Genomic DNA, 25,647 nt, shown 5'->3' with positions numbered 1-25,647 from the left:
GGGCATCTAGCCTGACTGACGCTTTAACTTGGGAGGTCGCGTGACCTCCCCATCCGTTACCAACTCTTCATCAACTAAGCAGCAGTTATCGACTCAACACCAGTGCGATAGTAGCTCTGTACGTCTTTGTCAGGGCTGCGAACTTCCCGTTGATAAAATGGACATCCCTTTGGGGAAATCCGCTTACTGCCCTAGATGCGGTACTCAGCTTTATAGAGGCGGCACCCCTAGCCTGTCTGGAAACCTAGCAATCGCTGTCACTTGTTTATTGCTATTTATCCCATCGCACTTTTTCGAATTCATCAGTATTCGCTTGATTGGTGTCATGATACCCGCGACTTTACCATCCGGCGTCTTTACCTTAATGGGCGAAGGTTTCCCTTTGCTTGGTTTGCTGATTCTGTTCTGCAGTTCGATCGCTCCGTTGCTTGTATGTAGCTCGGTGCTCATCACCCATGTATCACTGCGTTTTAAGATCTTCACACCCTTTCGCTATGCATTAGCCATTATTCAGACCCTCAAACATTGGATGATGTTGGATGTGTTTCTGGTAAGTTTGGCGGTCTCATGTTTCAAACTGCAAGATTACTCAGATATTTTTGTAGGCCCAGGATTGGTTGGCCTGATTCTTCTGCAACTTTTCAGCGTATTATTGGTAAGCCGTATCAGTGTGCGTCGCTACTGGGAAGCTTGGGCAAAAGAATCTGACTACTCTTTTGCTGAAAGTAAGAACATACACTGTCACAACTGCCACCTATCTCAACCGGATGGACATACTTGCGTGCGTTGTCACCATGACTTATACCACCGCAAGCCCTACTCTATACAGAAGACATGGGCTCTGCTGTTTGCCGCATCAGTGGCTATTGTGCCAGCCAACGTTATTCCGATTTCTATCCTTATAACAAACGGACAAAGGCTAGAAGACACAATAATTTCTGGTGTCGCGTCGCTGATAAATAGCGATATGTACGGCATTGCAGCGATCATTTTCATTGCCAGTATCGTCGTGCCCGTCGCGAAAATACTCGGCCTCGCGTACATCTTAATCTGTATCAAGATGAAGCGCGCCGTTTACCACAGACAACGCATGACCATCTATTTCATTGTGAAATGGGTAGGGAAATGGTCGGTGATGGACCTGTTTGTTATTTCGATCATGATGACCTTGGTCGACCGTGGACAAATTTTAAACTTTACACCAGGTTATGGTGCAGTCGCTTTTGGCGTCGTAGTTGTTCTCACGATGCTGGCAGCGGAAAGCTTAGATCCTAGGCTAATTTGGGATAACTACACCTCTAAAGATGAGTCAGTGAATGAACAACGATAACCAATCACAAACGTCATATTCACCAGAAGTAAGGAAAAACAAAGGCATCTCACCTTTGTGGATTCTACCGATATTAACCGTTGCATTAGCCGGTTGGTTGGTCATGAAATCGATACACGATGCTGGGCAACGTGTGCAGATATACTTCTCAGATGCCGCAGGTTTAGTCGCAGGTCGAACAACGATTCGTTACCAAGGCTTAGAGGTGGGTATGGTGCGTGACATCACCTTGTCCAAAGATTTATCGAGCATCTACGTTGATGCTGACATCTACCCAGAAGCTAAGAAGCTTCTCTCAAAAGGCACTCGTTTTTGGCTTGTGAAGCCAACGGCAAGTTTGTCGGGTATCTCAGGGTTAGACGCTCTTGTTTCAGGTAACTATATTGCTATACACCCGAGCGAAACCAAAGAAGACCCAGAAACCGTTTTCCAAGCCTTAGAATCATCCCCTTCCGACTTACTGGCTTCTGAAGGTTTGAATATTTCACTGACGACCAAAGATCTAGGCGGTGTGTCTGTTGGTTCTCAAATCGTTTACCGCAAAATTCCAATTGGTGAAGTTTACAACTACCAACTAAACGACAACGCTAAATCCGTTACGATTCAAGCGTCGATTAAAGACGAATACAGCCATATCATCACCGACCAAAGCCGCTTTTGGAATGTCAGTGGTTTGGGTGCAAGTATTGGTTTTTCTGGTGTTGATGTTCGCTTAGAAAGCCTCAGTGCTCTGCTTGGCGGTTCAATTGCGGTCGACTCTCCGGGAGAAGGCCAACCGGTTGAGATGAATACCAAGTTCAAGCTCTACCCAGATTTGAAAACAGCGGGTCGTGGTATCTCGATCAAGATCGCCGTTCCCGATGATAATAAGATCAGTGCAACGGGTGCTCCGATCATGTATCGAGGAATCGAAATCGGTCAAATCACTGACTTATCCTTAAGTGAAGGGCGCGAAAACGTCGTTGCATCTGCCGCTATCCAGCCTGCATTCAGTGACTTTTTGAATAGCGGCAGTCAATTCGTTTTAGAAGAGGCTGAACTATCACTTACTGGCATGAAAAACATTGCCAACTTAGTCACGGGCAACTTTCTAACCTTGGTTCCAGGCGAAGGTGAAAAAGCGCGTCGATTTACTGCGATCCGTAAAAACGAGTTCAGTCAGGAACAAGAAAAGTCGGTCGCGATTCGCTTAACCTCAAACAATTCATTCGGGCTGGATGTCGGTACACAGCTTCTTTACAAAGGTATTGCTGTTGGCTCTATCATCCATGTGGGATTGGTTGATGGTGTTGGGACGGGCTCTGATAAACACGAAGTCTTCATGGATGCACTTATCGATAATGAATACGCGCACCTTATCAAAAGCCACAACCGTTTCTTTGTGACAGGCAGTGCGACGGCAGAACTAACCGAATCAGGCCTGAGTGTTACGGTCCCGCCGGCGAAGCAGCTTCTTACTGGCTCAATTAGCTTTGTGAGTGAAGGCAAATCTGAGGCTAGAACGAATTACCAGCTTTTCCAAAGTAAATCGTTAGCAGAAATCGCCAAGTTTAATCAGTCGGGTTCAAAGACGCTTTCGTTGTTTGCGAGTGAACTACCATCAATTTCTAAAGGCAGCCCACTACTCTACCGCAACCTACAAGTGGGTAGTATTTCTGATTTTCAGCTTGCAGACGGTGGCGTAAGAATTAAGGTCACGATCGAAAATCGTTACACGCACTTACTCAATAAACATACCGTTTTCTGGAACCGTTCAGGCGTTGAGGTTGATGCGTCGCTATCGGGTATAAGTATTAAAGCTGCACCGGTTAAAACCCTTATCCAAGGCGGTATTGCTTTTGACTCTCTGCCGGGAATCGACAACAAACTCGGCGATGTGTGGAAGCTTTATAAAGATTCGAAATCCGCTCGAAAATTTGGCCGCGCGATTACCATCACCTCTTCCGGCGATCAAGAAGTCAGCAAGGGCATGGCGATCAAATATCAAGGTGTCACTGTTGGTGAGGTTACTTTGGTGATTCCGAACTTCAACAAGGGCGGTATTGAAATTACTGCGCGTATTTTACCAGAGTACGTCGACAAGATTGCGGTGGCGAACAGTCACTTCTGGTTGGCTGAACCTGAGATTGGCCTTAACGGCATCAAAAACGTCTCTGCGCTGCTCTCTAAGCACATAAATGTAGATCCTGGCAAAGGCGAAAGAAACACGAAATTTAAGCTCAGCAAAGGACCAGTGCAGCCTGAAGGTAAGATATTCCAGCTACAAAGCGAAACGCGAGGCTCGGTATCTGAAGGCACACCTATCCTATTCCGTGAGCTAGAAATCGGCAGTGTTATCGATGTTCAGCTAGGCGAGTTTGCTGACCGTATCATCTCTACAATTCAAATCGAGCCAGACTATGCCTACCTAATCCGCGCAAACACTGTGTTCTGGAACGTATCGGGCGTCGATGTCTCTATCGGTCTGTCAGGCGCAAACATCAAAGCTGGAACGGTAGACAGTTTATTACGAGGTGGTATTACATTCTCAACGCCACCGACGAATGAACTTCAACCAGTGGCAAGCGAAGATCAGTCTTTCTACCTCTATCCTAAAGCCGAAGATGAGTGGAAGTCATGGAGAACTGCGATTCCTCGCCCATAGTGAATCCCCTGACATTCCAGGAAGATTAATTCTTCATCAAAATGCAGCCATTCGGCTGCATTTTTGTTGTTTGCTATAAATATGGTTTAGGACGGCCTCATTTTGCTTTAAACTCCCCGCATTAATGCAATAAATCGAGATACTCTTTTGCACGCTAACGTATATATTCCTGAAGAATTCCTAACGCACATCGAAGCAATCATGCCTAGTCATCTAGATATGGCTTCTTTTGTCGCGTCATGCCAAAAACCACTTCGTAAAAGTATTCGAGTCAACACATTGAAAATCAGTGTTGAAGACTTCTTACTGCGAGCAAAAGAGAAAGGCTGGGAACTGGAACCTGTACCTTGGTGCGAAACGGGTTTTTGGATTACAGCGGACGAAAGTGAAGCGCCACTAGGTAATACGGCAGAACACATGTCTGGTCTTTTCTACATCCAAGAAGCCAGCTCGATGATGCCACCTTCGGCACTTTTCCAAGGCGAAGCTGATTACCAAGCGGTGTTAGACACGGCGGCTGCACCCGGTTCTAAAACAACACAAATCGCGGCGCTAATGAATAATCGCGGCGTATTGGTTGCCAATGAATACGCAGCAAGCCGTGTGAAAGTTCTTCATGCCAACATAGAGCGCTGTGGCGTGCGTAATGCCGCACTCAGTAACTTTGATGGTCGAGTTTTCGGTGGGTGGTTACCAGAACAGTTTGATGCTGTGCTGCTAGACGCGCCCTGCTCTGGTGAAGGTACGATTCGCAAAGACGCTGATGCGATGAAGAACTGGACGTATCAATCTGTAGTCGATATTGCTGACACTCAAGAAGATCTGATCGAAAGTGCTTTTCATGCTCTCAAACCTAACGGCGTGCTGGTTTACTCAACCTGTACGTTAAGCACGGAAGAGAACCAACAAGTATGTCATCACCTAAAAGAGACCTTTGGTGATGCGGTTGAGTTCGAGTCTTTGGAAAACTTATTCGACAATGCTAAAGCAACCACGACAGAAGAAGGCTTTCTACACATTTTCCCACAAGTGTATGATTCAGAAGGCTTCTTCGTTGCACGTATTCGCAAGCTAGCATCGGTTACTCCACCAGAAGTGAAAAAACGTTTAGGTAAGTTTCCATTCGAGAAAGCATCGAAAAAAGCACAACAAGAAGTGGCAGAACAACTTTCAACTGCGTTAGATATCGAACTCCCAAGTGATACTCAAGTTTGGATTCGTGACAAAGACGTTTGGCTATTCCCGGAAGCGCTAGAACCTATGATCGGTGAGTTCCGTTTCTCTCGAATGGGCATCAAGATCGCAGAAACTCATAAAAAGGGTTACCGCTGGCAACACCAAGTGGCAACGACGCTAGCCACAGGCAATGAAGCCAACATTGTAGACCTGAGCATCCAAGACGCTCGTGAGTGGTTCATGGGACGTGACGTTCGCCCTGAAGGCTTATCAGGTAAAGGCGAAGTGCTGGTTAAATACAACGGCGCGATCATTGGCCTTGGTAAATGGGTTGGTAACCGAGTTAAGAACGGTTTACCACGTGAACTCGTCCGCGATAAGAACCTGTTCTAGCTTCGTAGCACATGCTCTATCCCTGAACAAAGCGATACAGACGAATAAACAAAAAGCCCAAACAACGCAGGTTGTTTGGGCTTTTTCCATTCAATCTGTTTTTTGGGGAGACTAACTCAGTCAACGCAAATAAAAAGGTTGATGAATCAACGATTAATTACAAAAATATCAATTCAAGTCACTATTTACGTTATCAAAAATCGCATATCAGAAAAATTAAACTAGACTTCATTCTATTAGATAAACAATTACAAAGATTAGCGTAGGCTCTTCGGAGCCCTTTCCCCTAAGCCCAAACAGGAAGGTTTGGGCTTCTTTTTAACCGACAGACTCGCTTATTTGGTTAAGCGAATGCCTTCTTTGTCGATCGAAATTTTGCCAGACTTGTACAAACCACCAATGGTCTTTTTGAACGTACCTTTACTGGTTCTGAATGCAGAGAAAATCGCATCCGGTGAAGATTTGTCATTCAATGGCAAGAAGCCACCTTTCTTTTCAAGCAAATCTAGAATCTTAGTGCTTAGATCATCCATCTTAGCCACACCAATCTTCTGAAGAGACAGATCAATCTTACCGTCTTCTTCACGAACATTTTTAATGTAGCCTTTCAGAGTTTTACCGATGAACAGCTTACCGATGATGTCAGATGGGAAAATCATGCCCCAGTGCTCACCATTCACGATTGCTTTGTAACCCAATTGGCTACGTTCAGCGATGATAAGATCCACTTGCTCGTTTTGCTTATAAGTCGCAGGCGTGTTGTCTAACCACTTGTTGAACTTTGTTGTACCTACAATGCGGCTAGATGCTTTATCAATATATACATATACTAAGATTGACTGACCTTCGTTTAAACGGCCACGTTGCTCGCTGAAAGGAACCAATAGGTCTTTACCTTTTACGCCCCAGCTCATGAATGCACCAGTGCTGTTAACACCTTCAACCGTCATCAAGCCAAACTGCCCTACTTGAGCGATTGGTTTTTCAGTTGTGGCAGCGATCTGGTTGTCAGAATCAATGTATAAGAAAACATCTAGCTTTTGACCAATTTCAACACCTTCAGGAGTAAATCGTTTCGGCAGCAACACGGTTCCATAGTCGCTCGCGTCAAGGAATACACCGAAGTCTGCTTGTTTTACTACTTCTAGGTTGTTTATTTGACCAATATTAATCATCAAGATTGTCTCTACTTTAAATTTGGCGGAGATTATACGTGATCTCTGATATGCTTTCGCTAGTTTCATTCATATTTTTACATTCTAGGAGACATCGTTGATCACCGTTGACAAACAAGATGCGATAACACTTAAAATTAACCATGCGATGGCGAAGACCAAAAAGCTCGACATGGACGTTTATCTATTCATTCCCGGTGAACTCGGACTGACTCCTGAAGTACTTTCTGAAAGTGCCTTCTTCTACAGCTCAATTACTCAAAAGCGCGCTTACTATAGTGACAAGACACTATTACCACTAGTACATAGCCGCTTGGCAAAACGTGGACGCTTATCGACAACACAGTATCGTGTCAGTTTGAGTTTGTTCGCCTACCAATATGTTATTGCTTTAGATAAAGCAGTAAACAGCTTGAATAAAACTGATAGTGACGACGTAACAGCTGATGAGGTTGATGAAGTCATTGAGCTCGCGTTAGACATCTTGAAGAAGCTTCGTCGTAGTATTCCTTATGAAGAAAACCTAAAGCGCTATTATGCCAATATCGATAATTACCTTTCTTGGTATACGGAGCAAAAGTTCTTATCTTTGGTATCACATATGCCACGTGGCAGCGAATACTCGACGATAAAAGAGCGCCTCTTGACGCTTTGTGAAAAAGAGACAGCCCATCGAAAACTTAATCGCTACAACTCAGCTAAGGTACGTGAAGACGTCACCCGTCTGAGTAATAAGATGAGACTACTGCGACGTTTGATAGAACACCCTATCGTACTCAAGGAGAAGACCACCTCCATGGGTAAAAACGTCAAACGTGCCGTTAAAGGTATCGCGACTGGCTTAGTTATGGTGGTGGTGACGACAACCGTCATTTTGGCCCGTGATTTCTTGGGCGAAATTACGGCCTCTTTCATCGTGTCGATGTCATTTATCTATGCGTTGCGTGAAATCTTCAAAGATGACTTGAGAGACATCCTTTGGCGCTGGCTGCGTAAAGGCAAGCCGAAATGGAAGCGTCGTTACTATGACCCAACGACCAATAAGTCTGTCGGCCATAAGCTTGAATGGTTGGACTATGCGAATTTCTCCAAGTTAGCAGATCGTATTCAATCAATTCGTAAGAAGCGTGTAGTGCAACGTGAAGAGCAGATCTTGCATTATCGCTCTCATACTGAGATGTCGACATCGACGTTCATGAGTGGTTATGAAGAGACCCGTGAAACTTTATCCATCAGCTTAAGAGCGCTGACACGATTAATGGATAAGGGTTCAAATAAGGTATATCGCTTGAATGAAGGGCAAGTCAGCCGTGAATCAGTAGAAAAGCGCCACTTACTCAACCTGATCATTAAAGAAAATAATCACGATAACGAACCGACCTATTACCGTTGGAAAATCGTGATGAACCGTTCAAAGATCGTCGACATCGAGCAAATCACTCAAGAATCTTAATCTTGTTACGGTATGTGGATATTCAATTCACATACCGTTCTTGTCACTAATTCAACGGTTACCTTTTACTTTCAAACTATTTTCGAGACGGGACTTTCTTAATCGAAAGCGTTAGCGTGAACTCGGCCATCGGCTCGTCGCCATGCAAAGATGGGCAAGTCGCGATAATAGTTACGGGTTGATTCACTCGCTCCCCAGTGGACATGGTTTCTGCAAGCATAGTGTTGATCAACTCACCGTCGTGACAAGTGAAATGCACATCGCCTTCTGGACGCTTTAAGAAGTTACCCGTCACCTCTTTAAATGCCAACGAAATCTTTTCACCTTGCTGCTGAGATTTGCTCATCGCAAGAAAGCCCCCCGCCACATCAGCACCCACAGCCAATACGCCAAAGTACATGCTATTAAGATGGTTCTTCGTTCGTCTTTTAAGAGGGATTTTGACCTCAACATGTTGGTTATCCAGTGCGAGCAATTTTGGCCTGCACAGCCAGATCAGAGGCACTTTGAAAAAACCAAACATGCTCAAGTAGAAATTTGCTTTTTGTAGAGGGGTCAACATTCGGATTACCTAGTCAAATCAGTCATCAGACCAGTTAATCGATTAGCGATAGGGATGTCAAAAAAATGTTACAAAAAAGAGATATCATCGCATAATGATATCTCTTTCATTCTCAAAGCTTTAGCGCTTCAAGCAAGTTGATTTAACTTAAACAGCAAGCCGATTTATGCAGTCACGACCGTTTCAACACCTTCAAGGTCAGCAATGTAACCTTGTAGACGTGGGTAATCGACTAGACCTTGCGTAACTAGCAATACTGGCTTCTTCGCATGCAGTGTCGCTTTAACAATCATATCCAGTAAAGTAATCACCGCTTCATTTTGCGGATCAAAAGCGTGTTGCTGAGCTTCATTGTCCTTATCTACACCTAAAGTGAAAGATGCTAAGCTATCAACGTTTACCACAACACCATCAAAGTAATGCAGTAGACGTTCACTCAGTAGCACTGCAGACGGCACATCACACGAGAACAGCACTTTCAAACCATTCAGACCGCGTGGTAAACCTTGCTCTGCTAGCAGGTCAATGATCTTCGCAGCGTCGCTTAACGCACGAACGTAAGGCACAACCACTTCAACGTTGATGCCTTGCTCACGTAATGCCTTAATCACCTGACACTCTAAAGCGAAAGCCTTGCTGTACTCGGATGTCGCATAGCGCGCAACCCCACGAACACCTAAGGCCGGGTTTATCTCTTCGGCTTCACAGTTACCACCAAGTAACGAACGGAAGCCATAGCTATCAGCACTACTTAACGCAATACGAACAGTGGCGTGGTTTGGCTGAACGGCTGCTTGGATGGCAATAACCAAGGTTGAAACAAAATGTTCATCGACTGTTTTATCACCAAGGATCGCATCTAAAGAGGTTTTTTCGATATCAGTCAGTGTTTCTAAATGACTTTCAATACTTGGATGATAGAAGACACGATCCATGACCAATTCAGATAATGAAACGTATAAGTGGTTGGAATTATTATTATCGTTGTAAGAAGGCAGCACATCACCTAAAACAAGTTCTGGGTGCAAAGTGCTTTGATTTTCTTGAGTCATTGCTGCTCCAGCATTTTTATGTTGTGTTCAAACGAAAATACCGATAGCTGCCTGTTAATACAAGTGAAAATCCCTTATTTGACGCTGGCCTGCTGATAAAAATAAGAATATTAGCAATAACTGAGATAACTTTGACTCAATAGAGTTTATTCCTCTGTTCAATTCCGTTATCTTAACCACTTCGCAATAGAATAAAAAAGCTATCACATGCCATTAAAAACTGATGAGTTGAGAACCCAAGCTCTGGGTCCTATGCCAACTCCTGCCGAACTAGGCAATGCACACCCTATTACTGACGACGTTGCTGAGCGCATTAAAAATTCTCGCCGCCAAATCGAAGACATCCTAACTGGTCGTGATAACCGCCTATTAGTTATCGTAGGCCCTTGCTCTGTTCACGATACAGATGCGGCACTTGATTACGCTGAGCGCCTAAGCCAGATTCAAGACCAGTACAAAGATGAATTGTTCGTGGTAATGAGAACCTACTTCGAGAAGCCTCGTACGGTTGTAGGTTGGAAGGGTTTGATTACCGATCCAAACCTTGATGGTTCATACGCACTTGAAACGGGCTTGAACAAAGCGCGTAAGCTTCTGCTAGACATCAACAAACTTGGCCTAGCAACAGCGACTGAATTCCTTGATATGATCACAGGTCAGTACATTGCAGACCTTATCACTTGGGGCGCAATCGGCGCTCGTACAACAGAATCTCAGATTCACCGTGAAATGGCTTCTGCTCTTTCTTGCCCAGTTGGCTTCAAAAACGCGACTAACGGCAACATCAAGATCGCTATCGATGCTATTCGTGCTGCGCATGCTTCACACTACTTCTACTCTCCAGACAAAAACGGCCGCATGACGGTTTACCGTACTTCTGGTAACCCATACGGTCACGTTATTCTACGTGGTGGTGATAAGGGTCCTAACTTCGACGCTGAATCAGTAGATATTGCATGTAAGCAACTTGCTGAATTCGACCTGCCTCAACGTTTGGTTGTAGACTTTAGCCACGCTAACTGTCAGAAACAGCACCGTAAGCAGTTAGAAGTTGCACAAGACATTTGTGACCAGATCAAATCTAACAAGAATCAAATTGCAGGCATCATGGCAGAAAGCTTCATTAAAGAAGGCAACCAGCCAATGACCGACATCAACAACCTAGAATACGGCAAGTCTATTACTGACCCATGCCTAAGCTGGGAAGATACTGCAACTATGCTAGACATGCTTGCAACTGCAATTAAAGATAGAAACTTAGCTTAAGGACATAACACAATGCCATCATTTGACATTATCTCTGAAGTAGAATCAGTAGAACTACGCAACGCTGTAGACAATGCTAACCGTGAACTATCGACTCGTTTCGATTTCCGCGGCGTTGATGCAAGCTTCGACTACAAAGATGAGTCGGTAAAACTGACTGCTCAAGACGATTTCCAACTGAAGCAAATGCGCGATATCCTTCGTAGCAACCTAACAAAGCGTAATGTTGATCCTAACGCGATGGAAGCGAAGGCTGCAGACCAAACAGGTCGCACTTGGCACCAAACGGTTATCTTCAAGCAAGGCATCGAAACCGATGTTGCTAAGAAAATCGTTAAGCTAATCAAAGACAACAAAGTTAAGGTTCAAGCGGCTATCCAAGGCGAAAAAGTTCGTGTTACAGGTAAGAAGCGTGACGACCTACAAGCGGTTATGGCACTGGTTCGCAACGGTGAACTTGGTCAACCTTTCCAGTTTGATAACTTCCGCGACTAATTAATCTGGCTACGTGCAGCGGCACTTGTTCGCTGCTTACTAATCAGTTTAATGCGGCATTTAAAATAGCAAAAAGCCACTTCTTTATCGGAAGTGGCTTTTTATTTATCTAGGCGTTGTTACTAGCGCATTAGGCGTCAGCTTGAAGACAACTAGCATCTCTGTCTTTTAGCTCAACACCTTGGCTGAAGAAAGCTTCAGGTCTTTGCCTACCAGTAAATTGAACTCAACACTCGCTGGTGGAATAAACACACAGACACGCAAGCTCTCTGCTCTTGCTTTCTCGAGCTTGGTAGACAGTTCTCCACTATTCGCATAGTTTTCCCTTTCCGCATCTCGGCGACACAAGTCTATAAACTCGAATGGGCAATCACTCGGAGCAAGAACCAGTTCCGCTTCCTGCATTAAACGTAAAGCCTTCATTGGTAACAGCTCTATATCTTGCTCGAACTCAATCCAAGTTACCTGCCCTTCGCTATCAATGCCTTGTGTTAGCGCTTGTTGATAATAAGACTCTAACTGCTCTCTATCTGTTATCTGCTCAATAAAGCTAGATGACAAGAAGTGCTCCCAGAACTTACGACGCTCGTCGACGGTTGGGAATGACTCTTTGATCGAATTGCGTTTTGATGCACCGAAATCTGCTATCAAACCTATATTTTGTGGCAATACCGTTTCGAGTTTTTCTCTAATATTTCTCACCAAAACAGGTGATGCTCCCCCACTTGAGATCGCTATTTGGATTCGTCCGCGATTTATCATTGAGGGTGTGATGAAGTCACAATAGGGTAAGTCATCGACCACATTGACAAGAATACCCATTTTTTTTGCATCATTATGTACTTGATGATTTAGGTTTGGGTTGTCGGTCGTTGCCCACACTTGTAAGTAGTTTTTCGAGATAAGCTGTGACGAGTAAAAATTTTGAACCCAACGAAGTTTGTCTTCATCGGCTAGCTCTTTTAAGTAAGGTGCGACCTTAGGAGAAATCAAAGTTACATTAGCTCCAGCTCGTAGTAAACTGTCGACTTTTCGGCAAGCAACCTCGCCCCCACCAACCACTAGAATTGGCTTATTCTCTACATCCAAAAACATTGGGAAATAACGCATGTTCTTCCTTGAGGTGACTTCAATAACTATTCAGCCATGCTACCAAATTTGGAGCATATTCATAACTATCCAAGTGTAATAAAAATATTTATTGACCAAATTTCAATCTTTTTTAAGGCTAATACGCCAGCAATGCAACTCTCATTCAGAATATTTACCTAGTCTGCCATCAATGTAAAAACCTAAATCTCGTTGCACCAACAGTGTGAACCGCTGCACTATTTACATTCAGTTAACATTTGGTCATTCTAATTGTGTTCGGATTTGTGATTTCATTCAAAATTCTTTTTAAATTATACATTTGTGAAACTACGGATCCTTTCCTAACCTTATAAACAGTTGTTTAAATCGCACACGGTTTCATTTGCAAAATGCAACTTGCTTAATTTAAGCAACAAGGTCATAGACAACGCAACACACAAGAGACACTCAAAAGAGTATGAGTATCAGGTGTCACCTGGTTAACAAGGAAGGATACAAATGACAAATAAACTAACACTTCTTGCTTCAGTAGTAGCTGCATCAACTGCGATGATGGCAACATCAGCATCAGCGGCAGAAAGCACTCTGGACAAAGTCACATCTCAAGGTTTTCTAACTTGTGGTGTAAGTACAGGTCTTCCAGGGTTCTCTAACCCTAACTCAAAAGGTGAATGGGAAGGAATTGATGTTGAGTATTGTCAAGCTCTTGCAGCGGCTGTATTCGGTGACAAGACTAAAGTTAAGTATGTACCGCTAACAGCAAAAGAGCGTTTTACCGCGCTTCAATCTGGTGAAATAGACGTACTATCTCGTAACACAACATGGACGCTACATCGTGACACAGCTCTAGGTTTGAATTTCGTAGGCGTTAACTACTACGATGGTCAAGGCTTCATGGTTAAGAAAGAACTTGGTCTAACAAGTGCTCAAGAACTAGATGGCGCTTCAGTGTGTGTTCAATCAGGTACAACGACTGAACTTAACCTAGCCGATTACTTCCGTAACAGTGGCATGTCTTACAAGCCAGTGGTATTTGATACGGCAGCACAAACATCAAAAGGTTTCGACGCGGGTCGTTGTGATGTTCTTACAACTGACCAATCTGGTCTATATGCACTTCGCTTAAATCTTGCTGATCCTAAATCTGCGCAAGTACTTCCTGAAATCATCTCTAAAGAACCACTAGGTCCTGTTGTTCGTCAAGATGATGACAAATGGTTCAACGTAGCTAAATGGACACTTTCAGCGATGATTAACGCGGAAGAGTACGGCATCTCTTCTAAGAACGCTGATGAAATGCTTAAGTCAAAAGATCCAAACATCAAGCGTATTCTTGGCGTTGACGGTCCTAAAGGTAAAGGCCTAGGTATTCGTGACGATTGGGGTTACCAAGTCATTAAACAAGTTGGTAACTACGGTGAGAGCTTCGAACGTACTGTTGGTACAGGTTCACCACTACAGATCTCTCGTGGCGTAAACGCACTATGGAATGCGGGCGGCTTTATGTACGCTCCACCAATCCGTTAATAAATTTACAAGCATCAATTAGGGCGGACTTTTCCGCCCTATTTATTAAATGGATTTGAGGTTATAGCAGTATGAAACCTAATGAAACTATTTCTCCAACTCAAGAAAAACCACAGCCCAAAAGTGCCAACCTTTTTTACAACCCCACTTTTCGCTCAATTGTTTTCCAAATTCTCGCCGTCGCGGCGCTTTGTGCTTTCTTTTACACTATTGTAAATAATGCTCTCACAAACTTAGATTCCCGTGGTATCGCCACTGGTTTTGATTTTCTCTCCCAAGAAGCTGGTTTCGGTATCGGCTTAACACTGATTGAATACGACGAGACCTTCTCATACGGTCGTACATTCTTTATCGGTCTTCTCAATACCGCTTTAGTTTCAGTATTAGGCATTATGTTAGCCACAGTACTGGGCTTTAGTATGGGTATCGCTAGGCTATCTTCAAACTGGCTAGTTAGCCGATTTGCAGCTGTCTACATTGAGATATTCCGAAATATCCCTCTTCTTCTACAAATATTTTTTTGGTATTTCGCCGTTCTACAAGCATTGCCTTCCGCTCGTCAGAGTATGAGCCTAGGTGAAGCTATCTTCTTGAACGTACGAGGTTTGTACTTCCCTGCTCCAGTGTTAGAACAAGGCAGTAGCATTGTCGTCGCATCATTGATTGTCGGTATCATCGCTACTTTTGTTATCAACATCTGGGCTAGTAACAAACAGAAACTTACCGGCCAACAAACACCGATGTTTCGAATTGCTGCAGCGTTGATTTTAGGCTTACCGTTGGTGACTTACTTTGTTATGGGTATGCCTATCTCTGCAGAGTACCCTGTTCTGAAAGGGTTTAACTTCAAAGGTGGTATCAGCATCATTCCTGAATTGGCAGCATTGATGCTTGCTTTAAGTATCTACACAGCAGCGTTCATTGCCGAGATTGTTCGTTCAGGTATTAACGCCGTAAACCATGGGCAAACAGAGGCTGCTATGTCTCTAGGAATCCCACGATCTAGAACCCTTAAGCTTGTCATTATCCCACAGGCATTAAGAATTATTATCCCACCACTAACCAGTCAGTACCTAAACCTGACCAAAAACTCATCACTTGCGATGGCCATTGGTTACCCTGATCTTGTCTCTGTATTTGCAGGAACAACATTAAACCAAACTGGACAAGCTATCGAAGTAATCGCGATGACAATGGGCGTCTACCTGACCTTGAGCCTATTAACATCTGCTCTAATGAACATATACAACCGCAAAGTAGCGTTGGTGGAGAGATAAGATGAGTACACATCAATTTCAACCTGATCTTCCGCCTCCAGCGAATACCGTTGGGCCAGTCGGTTGGTTAAGAAAAAATCTATTTAATGGACCAATTAACAGCGTCGTCACTGTGGTTCTTGCTTACTTTGCTTTTACCCTTATATGGGCAGTAGCGGATTGGGCATTCATCAGTGCCGACTGGATAGGAACCACACGCGATGCCTGCACTAGCGAAGGCGCTTGTTGGGTCTTTATTAGCGTTCGTTGGGAGCAATTCATGTATGGCTTCTACCCAGAAGCTGAACTGTGGCGACCTCGCCTCTTCTACGCAACGTTAGCCATTTTTGTAGCCTTACTGGCCTACGAAAAAACACCTAAACGTACGTGGATCTGGTTGTTCTTCGTAAACATCTACCCATTTATCATTGCTGGCTTGCTATACGGTGGTGTCTTTGGGTTAGAAGTTGTCGATACCCATAAATGGGGTGGTCTACTGGTCACACTGATCATCGCACTTGTTGGTATTGTAGTATCACTCCCTATTGGTGTTGCACTTGCGCTTGGGCGTCGTTCAGAGATGCCGATCATTCGTAGTATGTGTACCGTATACATCGAAATTTGGCGTGGCGTACCGCTCATTACCGTTCTATTCATGGCCTCAGTTATGCTCCCGCTCTTTTTATCAGAAGGAACAGAAACCGATAAGCTGATTAGAGCCCTTGTTGGGGTAGTACTATTCAGTGCAGCCTACATGGCAGAAGTAATTCGTGGTGGTTTACAAGCAATACCAAAAGGCCAATACGAAGCGGCTGATGCTCTGGGACTAAGCTACTGGAAAAAGACAGGGCTTATCATTCTTCCTCAAGCTCTTAAAATCACGATTCCTTCAATTGTGAACACCTTCATTGGTTTGTTCAAAGATACCAGTCTTGTTTTGATTATTGGTATGTTTGATGTGTTAGGAATTGGCCAAGCCGCGAATACCGACCCTGAATGGCTTGGGTATTCAACAGAAAGTTATGTATTTGTCGCGTTAGTGTTCTGGGTGTTCTGTTTTGGCATGTCGAGATATTCGATATGGCTAGAAAACAGACTTCACACCGGTCACAAACGATAATTAACAAGATCAAGGACGTATTATGACGCAGCAGACAGAAAACAACTCTCAAGGTCTTATGATCGAGTTGAAGGACATGAACAAATGGTACGGTGAATTCCACGTACTTAAGAACATCAACCTAGAAGTTAAAAAAGGCGAGAAAATCGTTATCTGTGGCCCTTCCGGCTCAGGTAAATCAACGATGATCCGCTGTATCAACCGATTAGAAGAGCACCAAAAAGGTCATATCTTTGTTTCAGGTAATGAATTGACGGAAGATCTCAAGAACATCGAAGCCGTTCGCCGAGATGTAGGCATGTGTTTCCAGCACTTCAATCTGTTTCCGCATCTGACGGTATTAGAGAACTGTACTTTGGCCCCTATCTGGGTCAAAAAGATGCCGAAGGAAGAAGCTGAAGCGATTGCGATGAAATACCTAGAGCGTGTGAAAATTCCTGAGCAAGCAGACAAGTTCCCAGGTCAACTTTCAGGTGGTCAACAACAGCGTGTAGCTATCGCTCGCTCTTTGTGTATGAACCCTCAAGTGATGCTGTTTGATGAGCCAACGTCGGCACTCGATCCAGAAATGGTTCGTGAAGTATTAGACGTAATGGTTGAGCTAGCGGAAGAAGGCATGACAATGCTTTGTGTGACGCACGAGATGGGCTTTGCTAAAGAGGTAGCAGATCGCGTTATCTTCATGGATGCCGGTGAAATCATAGAAGAGAACAACCCTGTCGACTTCTTTGAAAACCCACAATCAGACAGAACGCAGAACTTCTTAAGTCAAATATTACACCATTAATGTGTTATGATGCATAAACTATAGAGGCGGCTTAGGTCGCCTCTTTATTTTTCAAGGTTATAGATGGTTTTCTAAAGTTCTAAATAACTGGCTATGACGACTAAAGGTTGAAGATCGTATTTTAGCTGTACTTAATTACAGCCTAAAGAAACACTTTGTTACACCTTCAGAAACACTTAACCGACTATTTTGATTATTATTTTACGTATACAGGAGGAATGAAAGACTTGATTTTTCGAACTTTCACCCCCATAAATGTACTAATAACTAGTGAAGTCACCTTACGAGGAAGATTATGAACAGCCCTATGTTTTCACGCACAGCATCTCAAGAAAGTGCTCTGCAAACCAATAAAGTGTTGCGTAACACCTACGCATTACTGTCTATGACACTACTTTGGTCTGCTGTTGTAGCAGGCGTATCCATGGCGATGAACCTTCCTCGCCCGGGTCTTATTATCATGCTTGTTGGCTTCTACGGCCTACTTTTCCTAACAGAGAAGAACCGTGACAACAGCATGGGTCTAGTCTTCACATTCCTATTTACAGGTTTCTTAGGCTACACCATTGGTCCAATTCTTAATATGTACGTTGGCGCAGGCATGGGTGATGTAATCCTAACTGCACTTGGCGGTACAGCACTGGCGTTTATGGGCGCATCAGCTTACGCGCTAACAACTAAGCGTGACCTGTCGTTCCTTAACGGCATGCTATTAGCTGGTTTTGTAGTACTGCTTGTAGGTATGGTTGCAAATATCTTCCTACAGATGCCTCTACTATCATTGGCAATGAGCGGTATGTTTATCCTATTCTCGACTGGTGTAATCTTGCTAACAACGCAAAGCATCATTCGTGGTGGTGAAACGAACTACATCTCTGCAACGATTAGCTTGTATGTTTCTATCTACAACATCTTCATCAGCCTACTAAGCATCTTAGGCATTATGGGTAACGACGACTAATCGCTTCCATCACTGAATCATATCTAGCCCAAGAGCCTATCTCTTGGGCTTTTTTTATCCATAAGTGCAATATTTTTTGAGATAGCTACAATTTCTGTTGAGAAAGATAAACTTGGTCATGTACTCTATCCGGATAGTTAATTGGACTCTGGATTAAACATGTTTGAATATAACGGCAAGCAAATCGAAACCGACGCTCAAGGTTATCTGTTGGATTACACTCAATGGGAAGAAGGTATGATTGAAATTCTTGCTCAAGATGAGGAAATTGAACTTACTGATGCACACTTAGAAGTCGTACATTTTGTAAGAAGCTTTTACGAAGAGTTCAACACCTCACCAGCGGTTCGCATGCTCGTGAAAGCAATGGAAAAAGCTCACGGTCCAGAAAAAGGCAACAGTAAGTACCTTTTCAAATTATTCAAAAAAGGCCCTGCCAAACAAGCAACCAAGCTCGCCGGTTTACCTAAACCAGCAAAATGCTTGTAGAACTAAAATAGCGCTAGGTTGATCTCAACGTAAAAAGTTAAATACTGTAGTGTCCTACAGTATTTTAAACTCCCCTACACGTACGTCCTGCCGCTCATGATCTTTAACTTGATGCATGACGACATTGTCTACTGTTGCGCTCGGTGGTCCAAGATTAAGCCAAGCGTGTAACTTCTCAAGTTTCAGCACCTCTCCGACCGCTAACACTTCAACTCGATCATCATTTAGGTTCTTTGCATAGCCGGAAATGCCCAAATCCTGCGCCTGCCTACTGGTGTGATAACGAAATCCAACACACTGAACTACGCCTGACACGACAAAAATATACTGCAGAGTATCCATAACGTTGCCTCATAAATTATATGGATGATACAGTTGCGATTCTATTCATTCACCATTTATTGGTGGGCTTACTTCGAGTATTACAATTATGAAAGAAATCCCGTTTCGTTGGATTGACAAATATCTCATTCACCTAAAAATCCAAGAAAAGTTCTATCTACTATTCTTATTACCTCTTATCGCCCTAGTTATACTGACTCTAGTTTTAGATAGTGCCGCGGACTCTTTACTTGCTCACCTTTACCAGGATGAATTACACCTGATGAAAGGACTGATTGAAGCTGGACAACTCACTAAAGATCAGGTGTCTCAACTCATTAGTAATTCTGAAACCATCTCTTTAGGATATGGTGCAGGATCTGTTTCTGTCATGAATGGCGCCTTCAGTTTAGTCGCAAGCCATGACCAAAACTTATGGTCAGCTCTATCTACTACTCAGGTTTCGATTATTGCGGTAACTCTCACGCTTATAGCTCTGGGTGTTTACTACATCATGACTTTCATCGGTGGTGCTATGTTCTCAATGAACAAAGCTCTCAGCACACTTGCGAGTGGTGATTTAACTTGTCGTATGAACTACTTTTTAGTTCGCGATGAGTTCAGTGAAATTGCTATTACTATCGATAAGGTAGCGGAGCGTGAGCAGAACATGGTTCTCTCAATCCAAGAGTCTGTTGCACTCATGCAGCAGATCAGTTCGGATTTAAACCAATCAACGCAACAGAGTTCAAATATCTCAAGTAATCAACAAGAGCATTTGAATAGCCTCGCGAGCGCCACTGAACAAATGGCAGCAACGATTCGCGAAGTCGCTACCCTTGCCCATGATTCGAGCACTCAAACGATGGACGCTCGCGGTGTCGCGCAAAGTGGTCAAGTTAAGGTTTCTAATACTTTGGAATCGATCTCTAGCTTATCCCAAGAGATCCAATCAGCTTCGCAAGCAGTAGAAGAACTCGATGCTAATGCGGCGCAGATCGATGAAGTAGTAGCAACCATCAATGGTATCTCTGAACAAACTAACCTGTTAGCACTAAACGCTGCGATTGAAGCTGCTCGAGCTGGAGAACAAGGCCGTGGTTTTGCAGTTGTTGCTGATGAAGTTCGCGCCCTTGCAGGACGAACTCAACAAGCGACAGTTGAAATTCAGAGCATGATAGAATCATTACAACGTAACAGCCAGTCGTTAACAAAACTGATGGAAGTGACAGTGAGCAATGCTAATGAAGGCCAAACACTGATGTCGGAAGTGAACGTTGAAATCGGTTCTTTAGCTGAGAAAAACCAGTCTATTTCTGATAGTAGTACTCAAATTGCTACTGCTGCAGAAGAGCAAGGTGTCGTTGCGGATAACATTGCACAAAGTGTTGAAGAGATTCGTCATCAATCAGACGGCATCTGCGAGATGATCAGTAAGAGTAACTCTAACGTTGACCAACTTCGTAAGCAAAGCGATACGATGGAAGGTTTGCTGACAGGTCTTAAAGCTTAATACTGATATCTAGCCATCATCTAATGATTGTTCAATACAAGGGCTGCTTTTGCAGCCCTTTCTTATTTGCTTTTCCCTTGTACTTCCCCGACAATACCTCTCCTTCAAATTCAACAAACAGAGTAAATTATGACTCCTTCAATTCATCTAGCTAAAGGCCGAGATAAATCACTACGCCGTAAACACCCTTGGGTATTTTCACGCGGTATCGATAAGGTCGAAGGCGAACCACAACAAGGTGAAACTGTAGACGTATATGCTCAGAATGGTCAATGGCTTGCAAAAGCGGCTTATTCTCCAGAATCTCAAATTCGAGCTCGTGTTTGGACATTTGAAAAAGAAGAGATCAACAAAGCGTTCTTCGTAAAACGAATTCAAGACGCGCAATCACTGCGTGAAGACATCATTGAGCGTGATGGTTTAACCGGCTACCGCCTTACCGCAGCAGAGTCTGATGGCCTACCGGGTATCACTATCGACAAATATCAAGACTTCCTAGTTTGCCAACTTCTAAGTGCGGGCGCTGAATTCAATAAGAGCGTATTGATTGAAGCTTTAATTGAATGCTTCCCAGACTGCAATATTTACGAGCGTTCAGACGTAGCGGTCCGTAAAAAAGAAGGCCTAGAACAAGTTGTTGGTGTACTTCACGGTGAAGAGCCACCAAAATCTATCGTCATTGAAGAAAACGGCGTCAAAATCAGCGTAAACATCATGGACGGCCACAAAACTGGCTTCTACATGGACCAACGTGATAGCCGTAAAGAATCAATGAAGTATGTTAAAGGCAAAGATGTGCTTAACTGTTTCTCATACACTGGCGGCTTTGGTCTTTACGCACTGAAAGGCGACGCAAAACGTGTAATCAACGCAGATGTGTCTCAATTAGCTCTTGATACAGCTAAGTTCAACGCTGAACTCAATGAGTTTGATATCTCAAAAAAACGTGCGGTATTCCTAAACGCAGATGTATTCAAACTACTTCGCGAATACCGAGATCAAGGCACTAAGTTTGATGTTGTTATCATGGATCCGCCGAAGTTTGTTTCAAGTAAAAACAACTTAACTTCAGGTGCTAATGGCTACAAAGACGTGAACATGCTTGCAATGCAAATCCTAAATCCTGGTGGCACTCTACTTACCTACTCTTGCTCTGGCTTGATGGGTACTGATTTATTCCAAAAAATCATCGCTGACGCTGCACTAGACGCAGGTAGAACAGTAAAATTTGTCGAGCGCTTCGAGCAAGCCGCTGACCACCTAACAGATACAGCGTACCCAGAAGGTTTCTACCTAAAAGGTTTTGCCTGTAAAGTGTTGTAACCGTAGCGTGTTATAACTTCAATGTAAGGTCTTCTTAAGAGCGATTACTTTACTAAATTAAGATATAAAAAAGGGCCTTTCGGCCCTTTTTGTTTAGTTACTTGTTGTATCGTATATCTTCAGTAAGTCACCTAGGATTGCGCTCTCAGATAGACCAGCGTACTGGCCAGCAGCTCCTTCAAGAACAATTTGTTGACTATTTTCACCAGCCGAAGTCCCTGCGTCAGAGATTGTAACAGTTAAATCACCGTTACTCTCGACAACTCCTATTTGATTATTGTCTAGTAAACTCTGAACAGTATCGTTCCCATCAGTGTGAAGTATTTCAGATAAATCGATCTTATCCTGCCCTCTTGTGAAGTCAGTAATAACATCTCTTTCACCATCTCTAATATCGACCTGAGAACTAGTCGTGTCCTGATCCACAAACTTAAAGATGTCGTCATCACTGCCGCCAGTTAATATGTCGTTACCAAGACCACCGATAAGAATATCATCACCAGCTCCACCCTTAAGTGTATCATTGCCTGTTCCGCCTCTTAAGCCATCGGTACCTTCACCGCCATTAATGACGTCATCGCCTGACCCGCCAAATATAACATCTGAGCCACCTTCTCCGTAGATATAGTCACTACCACCGCCACCATGAGCAACATCCAAGTTCGCTGTACTATTTCTAGTTGCAGCTATTTCACTATCTTCACCTTGATTAGGGTTAAGTATTACGGTCGAGTCACTGCCTTGAGTGAAAACATCTTTAATATAAGTGTTTATTGCATCTTGGTTAGACGCTTGCCCAGTATTTTGGTCCAAGACAGCATGACTATCACCAAGATAAATCACATCGTCGCCCTGGCCAGTCCAAACGGCGTCGCCAGCATCACCAACATTGATTGAAACACCTTTATTGATATCAACATTGTCTACAATTTTGTTGTAACCCGCTTGTCCATTGGTAACTGCGGGTGACCCTATCCAACTCAAATTATCATGAAGGACTTTAACAGAATCAATCATCTTGCCTGTAGATGACACATCTACGCTGCCTTTTGAACCCATAACATCAAATGAAATGTTACTACTGCTTGTATCGCCATCACCATCTTTTAATGTGTAATCGAAGTCTACGGTTTCAGGTCTAGCTTGTGGTTTGCCACCAAACTTGTAAGAACCCGTATCCATATCGATACTCAAAGTGTACTTGCCATCGACCGTAACTTTTAACTCGTTTGTTGACTCATCTTTGGTAAAGCTAATCTTAGAGTTCTGTCCTGTAGAACTGATAGTTGAGCCATCAAAATTGAAAGTAACACCATCAATAACTAACTGGCTAACGTAACCACCATCAGCACCAAAACCACCATTAGACACCAATGAACCGCTGACGGCTTGGATTACTGGTTGCGTCAATATATCTGTTAATTGACTCGGTTTATCAATGACAATTGCTGATGAATCAGTTCCGGTGAAACCATCGTGAGAAACCAAATTAATTTGTCCCTTATCAACACTCCCTCCGGTGATACCTATAGCTTGAGAAGTAATACCATTATCATTTAAGTGGTCGGTCCAAGCCTTCGCCTCATTAGCATCAATTCTGTCATTTCTATTTGGGACTCCGTCTGAAATAAAGTAACTGACATTATTCGCATCAGGTAATCTACTATCTTCATCGTGGTCCCATGAAGTGCGGGCTTTACGTAAAGCATCATCATAATCGGTATTATTCTGAGGTTTTAGCTTATTGATTTCTGTTATCGCCTCACTAACAGAGAACCAAGATTTACTGCCATCACGTATGAGTGACGCGTCCCCAGTAAACGTTACGATTTGCACTTTTACATCGCCAAGAGTGTCATATTGCAACAGCATCTTAGCAACTGACTCTTTTAAAATATCTAAACGAGATTTACCCGACACACCAGAGTCATAGCCCATTGATCCTGATACATCTATGACTAACTGAATATTCGTATCTGATTTTGTTTCTGGGGTAACTAGCACATCAATAGCTGTTGCAACAGGCTGATCATCTTCAATCGAAACCGTAATTTGCCCCCCTGAACTCTTAAGCCCCGAAGTGTCTTTAGCAATGACCGGGATCTGAATGACTAGATTGTCTTCGCCATTAGTATTGGGGTGATCTACCGGAGCTTTCAATTGTATGTCGTAGTGGCCATTTCTATCCAATGTTACTTCAATAACAACTTTTCCGTTAGCAGTACCAGTAAGTGCATGACCATCAGGCGATACCGCCCAATCAATAGTATGCCCTTCTGATGTCAAAGGCTGACCGGTCGATGTTGTAATGTTGATTGAGCTTGTTTCACTAAACACAGTGTCAGACAAGTTGTTATTAGCGTCAGTAATAACAAGATTACCTTGTATAGAGTGACCATCCGTAGAGTCAGTAGGTAACCCAATAGTATCAGTGATACCACCGTTTAGGCCTTCTTCTGAAACGCTAACTGATTGGTTTTTGATTACAGGTGCAACTTCATTATCGAGTATAAAACCTGTGCCAGTGTCTCTGCCAATAGTAATCGTATAATTTTCAGTATTTTCTACAAGAACGTCATCTAATGTCGGAACGATAACTTTAAAGTAATATACGCCTTTAGGCACGACAATAGATTGTCCATCTGCGCTCAATGTGACGCCATTAGTAAACGAAATGTCTGATTTTCTAACATCACTACTATTAGGGAGGTTTATTGAGTATGTTACGTCTACATCAGAAGAACCAGTAAGTAAAACGCTATACTCTAAGGTCCCACCCTCAATTACCGAACGAGCATTGGCAACATTTACAGTTGGTTTATCAGCAGCGTCTTCATTTATAGAACCCGTAGCTGAAACCCCGAGCTGACCACTATTAATGATTACATCCTTACTAGCATCAGTTGAAGATTGGAAAGGTATCTCACTCAACTTAATCCCAAAGTCTTCTGATGTTTCGAAACGGTTATCATTTACTGTATCTACATTAACTTTGAAATCCGTAACTTTCGCAGGAAGCGTGAATGTGCCATCCACTTCATTTACCGAAATAGTCTTAATCACTCCGCCAGAAACATAAGTGACTGTAACCCCAGCAAACGGTTTACTAATGTCCGCGGCTAAATCCTCAAGGTTTGCTTTGCCAACGCCATTAGAAAATTCAAACTCGACTTTCATCTCAATCGACGCTTCAGACACCTTCGACAGATGCCCATCAAATACAGCAGTGTTTCCTTCATCAACAGTATTAGCATTCGTCAATGTAAGCGTAGGGTTATCTGTATGATCTAACTTAATTGTACCCTGACCTTTCAGATCAGAATTCGCTTCATCAATACTTGAAGTTCCACCTACCTGAGATTTTGTATCAACAATATGTAGCCCAAAACGCTCGGTCCATTCAAATTTATCATCTTGCACGGTTTGCACCGTTACACGAAGTTCGGTAATACCCGCTGGGATTTCTACGAAACCGTTTACTACATTAGCAACCTGGAATACACCCTGAGCATCTTTGTATTCGTAAGTTAAGCTGTTTGGATCAATATCATCCGACTCGGTATCGTAACCATTCGTTGTCGCTTCAAATTTAACATACTGTTTTTCAGACGAAGCTTCATTTAATGTCACTTTAAAGGATGCTTTATCACCTTCATTCACAGGCACAGCATCGTGGACTTTGATTGTTACGTCGTCATCTTTGATGGTCAGC

Annotated in this window: 20 protein-coding genes; 14 read left to right on the top strand and 6 right to left on the bottom strand. The window is 43.3% G+C overall.

The features are described from left to right. Positions 1-28 precede the first annotated feature (28 nt). The 3 genes from AB4407_RS04070 (at position 29) to rsmF (ending at position 5,543) form a co-directional block, all read left to right on the top strand. Entirely contained in the window at positions 29-1,330 is a 1,302-nt protein-coding gene (locus AB4407_RS04070) for a PqiA/YebS family transporter subunit (RefSeq protein WP_372118904.1), read from the top strand. Further along, positions 1,317-3,974 carry an MlaD family protein gene (locus AB4407_RS04065; RefSeq protein WP_372118901.1) on the top strand — a complete coding sequence of 886 codons (2,658 nt, stop codon included), beginning with the start codon at positions 1,317-1,319 and terminating at the stop codon, positions 3,972-3,974. Before AB4407_RS04070 ends, AB4407_RS04065 begins: the two co-directional genes overlap by 14 nt. 147 nt (positions 3,975-4,121) lie before the next feature. Then, positions 4,122-5,543 (top strand): 16S rRNA (cytosine(1407)-C(5))-methyltransferase RsmF, encoded by a 1,422-nt coding sequence (gene rsmF / locus AB4407_RS04060; protein WP_372118899.1) that lies wholly within the window; start codon positions 4,122-4,124, stop codon positions 5,541-5,543. 335 nt (positions 5,544-5,878) lie between these two features. Here rsmF and AB4407_RS04055 read toward each other — a convergent pair whose 3' ends face one another. Beyond that, positions 5,879-6,787, bottom strand: coding sequence for a S1 RNA-binding domain-containing protein (locus tag AB4407_RS04055; protein ID WP_080967362.1), 909 nt, complete (start codon positions 6,785-6,787; stop codon positions 5,879-5,881). Between the two features lie 28 nt (positions 6,788-6,815). Between AB4407_RS04055 and AB4407_RS04050 the strand changes: the two genes are divergently transcribed. Further along, the gene (locus AB4407_RS04050; protein WP_061017884.1) at positions 6,816-8,171 is read left to right on the top strand and encodes a hypothetical protein; all 1,356 of its coding nucleotides are present in this window, start codon (positions 6,816-6,818) and stop codon (positions 8,169-8,171) included. A gap of 76 nt (positions 8,172-8,247) precedes the next feature. Here the strand turns inward: AB4407_RS04050 and AB4407_RS04045 are convergent, their stop codons facing one another. Together AB4407_RS04045 and AB4407_RS04040 are read right to left on the bottom strand one after the other, a co-directional pair. Next, on the bottom strand, positions 8,248-8,733 hold the full coding sequence (locus AB4407_RS04045; protein ID WP_017630032.1) for a PaaI family thioesterase: 486 nt from the start codon (positions 8,731-8,733) through the stop codon (positions 8,248-8,250). A gap of 164 nt (positions 8,734-8,897) precedes the next feature. Next, positions 8,898-9,785, bottom strand: a complete 888-nt coding sequence (locus tag AB4407_RS04040; protein WP_372118894.1) for a putative PEP-binding protein — start codon at positions 9,783-9,785, stop codon at positions 8,898-8,900. Positions 9,786-9,992: 207 nt separating this feature from the next. Here AB4407_RS04040 and AB4407_RS04035 point away from each other — a divergent pair, with 207 nt between their 5' ends. Further along, a complete protein-coding gene (locus tag AB4407_RS04035; RefSeq protein WP_132761929.1) occupies positions 9,993-11,051 on the top strand; it encodes a 3-deoxy-7-phosphoheptulonate synthase in 1,059 nt (352 codons plus the stop codon). 12 nt (positions 11,052-11,063) lie between these two features. Then, entirely contained in the window at positions 11,064-11,546 is a 483-nt protein-coding gene (locus AB4407_RS04030; RefSeq protein ID WP_017630035.1) for a YajQ family cyclic di-GMP-binding protein, read from the top strand. A 168-nt stretch (positions 11,547-11,714) separates the two neighbouring features. Here the strand turns inward: AB4407_RS04030 and AB4407_RS04025 are convergent, their stop codons facing one another. Further along, positions 11,715-12,656: an NAD(P)-dependent oxidoreductase gene (locus tag AB4407_RS04025; protein WP_372118890.1), complete on the bottom strand. Its 942-nt coding sequence runs from the start codon at positions 12,654-12,656 to the stop codon at positions 11,715-11,717. A 480-nt stretch (positions 12,657-13,136) separates the two neighbouring features. Here AB4407_RS04025 and AB4407_RS04020 point away from each other — a divergent pair, with 480 nt between their 5' ends. From AB4407_RS04020 to AB4407_RS03995, 6 genes are all read left to right on the top strand, one after another. After that, entirely contained in the window at positions 13,137-14,165 is a 1,029-nt protein-coding gene (locus AB4407_RS04020) for an amino acid ABC transporter substrate-binding protein (protein ID WP_372118887.1), read from the top strand. Positions 14,166-14,236: 71 nt separating this feature from the next. Beyond that, positions 14,237-15,442, top strand: coding sequence for an amino acid ABC transporter permease (locus tag AB4407_RS04015; RefSeq protein WP_372118885.1), 1,206 nt, complete (start codon positions 14,237-14,239; stop codon positions 15,440-15,442). Position 15,443: 1 nt separating this feature from the next. Continuing rightward, positions 15,444-16,541, top strand: a complete 1,098-nt coding sequence (locus AB4407_RS04010; RefSeq protein ID WP_048660774.1) for an amino acid ABC transporter permease — start codon at positions 15,444-15,446, stop codon at positions 16,539-16,541. 22 nt (positions 16,542-16,563) lie between these two features. Next, entirely contained in the window at positions 16,564-17,328 is a 765-nt protein-coding gene (locus tag AB4407_RS04005) for an amino acid ABC transporter ATP-binding protein (protein WP_017059704.1), read from the top strand. A gap of 295 nt (positions 17,329-17,623) precedes the next feature. Continuing rightward, complete coding sequence (locus AB4407_RS04000) at positions 17,624-18,289, top strand: Bax inhibitor-1/YccA family protein (protein WP_372118880.1); 666 nt, start codon at positions 17,624-17,626, stop codon at positions 18,287-18,289. Positions 18,290-18,448: 159 nt separating this feature from the next. After that, positions 18,449-18,778 carry a TusE/DsrC/DsvC family sulfur relay protein gene (locus tag AB4407_RS03995; protein WP_029225525.1) on the top strand — a complete coding sequence of 110 codons (330 nt, stop codon included), beginning with the start codon at positions 18,449-18,451 and terminating at the stop codon, positions 18,776-18,778. A 54-nt stretch (positions 18,779-18,832) separates the two neighbouring features. On the opposite strand, the gene yccX is transcribed toward AB4407_RS03995, so the two are convergent. Beyond that, positions 18,833-19,120: an acylphosphatase gene (gene yccX / locus AB4407_RS03990; protein WP_372118877.1), complete on the bottom strand. Its 288-nt coding sequence runs from the start codon at positions 19,118-19,120 to the stop codon at positions 18,833-18,835. 88 nt (positions 19,121-19,208) lie between these two features. Between yccX and AB4407_RS03985 the strand changes: the two genes are divergently transcribed. Together AB4407_RS03985 and AB4407_RS03980 are read left to right on the top strand one after the other, a co-directional pair. After that, on the top strand, positions 19,209-20,612 hold the full coding sequence (locus AB4407_RS03985) for a methyl-accepting chemotaxis protein (RefSeq protein ID WP_304569285.1): 1,404 nt from the start codon (positions 19,209-19,211) through the stop codon (positions 20,610-20,612). Between the two features lie 129 nt (positions 20,613-20,741). Beyond that, entirely contained in the window at positions 20,742-21,935 is a 1,194-nt protein-coding gene (locus tag AB4407_RS03980) for a class I SAM-dependent methyltransferase (protein WP_372118874.1), read from the top strand. 93 nt (positions 21,936-22,028) lie between these two features. On the opposite strand, the gene AB4407_RS03975 is transcribed toward AB4407_RS03980, so the two are convergent. Next, complete coding sequence (locus AB4407_RS03975) at positions 22,029-25,595, bottom strand: VWA domain-containing protein (protein WP_372118871.1); 3,567 nt, start codon at positions 25,593-25,595, stop codon at positions 22,029-22,031. Positions 25,596-25,647 lie beyond the last annotated feature (52 nt).

The organism is Vibrio sp. 10N.261.46.E11 (genome assembly GCF_041472735.1).
GTDB lineage: Bacteria > Pseudomonadota > Gammaproteobacteria > Enterobacterales > Vibrionaceae > Vibrio.
The sequence above is the reverse complement of the archived record's forward strand: the minus strand, read 5'-3'. Positions and strand labels throughout refer to the sequence as shown.

Excerpts from the sequence above, each read along its gene's own strand:
- AB4407_RS03995 (WP_029225525.1), top strand. The coding sequence starts at position 18,449 with ATGTTTGAATATAACGGCAAGCAAATCGAAACCGACGCTCAAGGTTAT.
- AB4407_RS04015 (WP_372118885.1), top strand. The coding sequence starts at position 14,237 with ATGAAACCTAATGAAACTATTTCTCCAACTCAAGAAAAACCACAGCCC.
- AB4407_RS04020 (WP_372118887.1), top strand. The coding sequence starts at position 13,137 with ATGACAAATAAACTAACACTTCTTGCTTCAGTAGTAGCTGCATCAACT.
- AB4407_RS04005 (WP_017059704.1), top strand. The coding sequence starts at position 16,564 with ATGACGCAGCAGACAGAAAACAACTCTCAAGGTCTTATGATCGAGTTG.
- AB4407_RS04010 (WP_048660774.1), top strand. The coding sequence starts at position 15,444 with ATGAGTACACATCAATTTCAACCTGATCTTCCGCCTCCAGCGAATACC.
- AB4407_RS04025 (WP_372118890.1), bottom strand. The coding sequence starts at position 12,656 with ATGCGTTATTTCCCAATGTTTTTGGATGTAGAGAATAAGCCAATTCTA.
- AB4407_RS04030 (WP_017630035.1), top strand. The coding sequence starts at position 11,064 with ATGCCATCATTTGACATTATCTCTGAAGTAGAATCAGTAGAACTACGC.
- AB4407_RS04065 (WP_372118901.1), top strand. The coding sequence starts at position 1,317 with ATGAACAACGATAACCAATCACAAACGTCATATTCACCAGAAGTAAGG.
- AB4407_RS04000 (WP_372118880.1), top strand. The coding sequence starts at position 17,624 with ATGAACAGCCCTATGTTTTCACGCACAGCATCTCAAGAAAGTGCTCTG.
- AB4407_RS04055 (WP_080967362.1), bottom strand. The coding sequence starts at position 6,787 with ATGAAACTAGCGAAAGCATATCAGAGATCACGTATAATCTCCGCCAAA.
- AB4407_RS03980 (WP_372118874.1), top strand. The coding sequence starts at position 20,742 with ATGACTCCTTCAATTCATCTAGCTAAAGGCCGAGATAAATCACTACGC.
- yccX (WP_372118877.1), bottom strand. The coding sequence starts at position 19,120 with ATGGATACTCTGCAGTATATTTTTGTCGTGTCAGGCGTAGTTCAGTGT.
- AB4407_RS03985 (WP_304569285.1), top strand. The coding sequence starts at position 19,209 with ATGAAAGAAATCCCGTTTCGTTGGATTGACAAATATCTCATTCACCTA.
- AB4407_RS04045 (WP_017630032.1), bottom strand. The coding sequence starts at position 8,733 with ATGTTGACCCCTCTACAAAAAGCAAATTTCTACTTGAGCATGTTTGGT.
- AB4407_RS04035 (WP_132761929.1), top strand. The coding sequence starts at position 9,993 with ATGCCATTAAAAACTGATGAGTTGAGAACCCAAGCTCTGGGTCCTATG.
- AB4407_RS04040 (WP_372118894.1), bottom strand. The coding sequence starts at position 9,785 with ATGACTCAAGAAAATCAAAGCACTTTGCACCCAGAACTTGTTTTAGGT.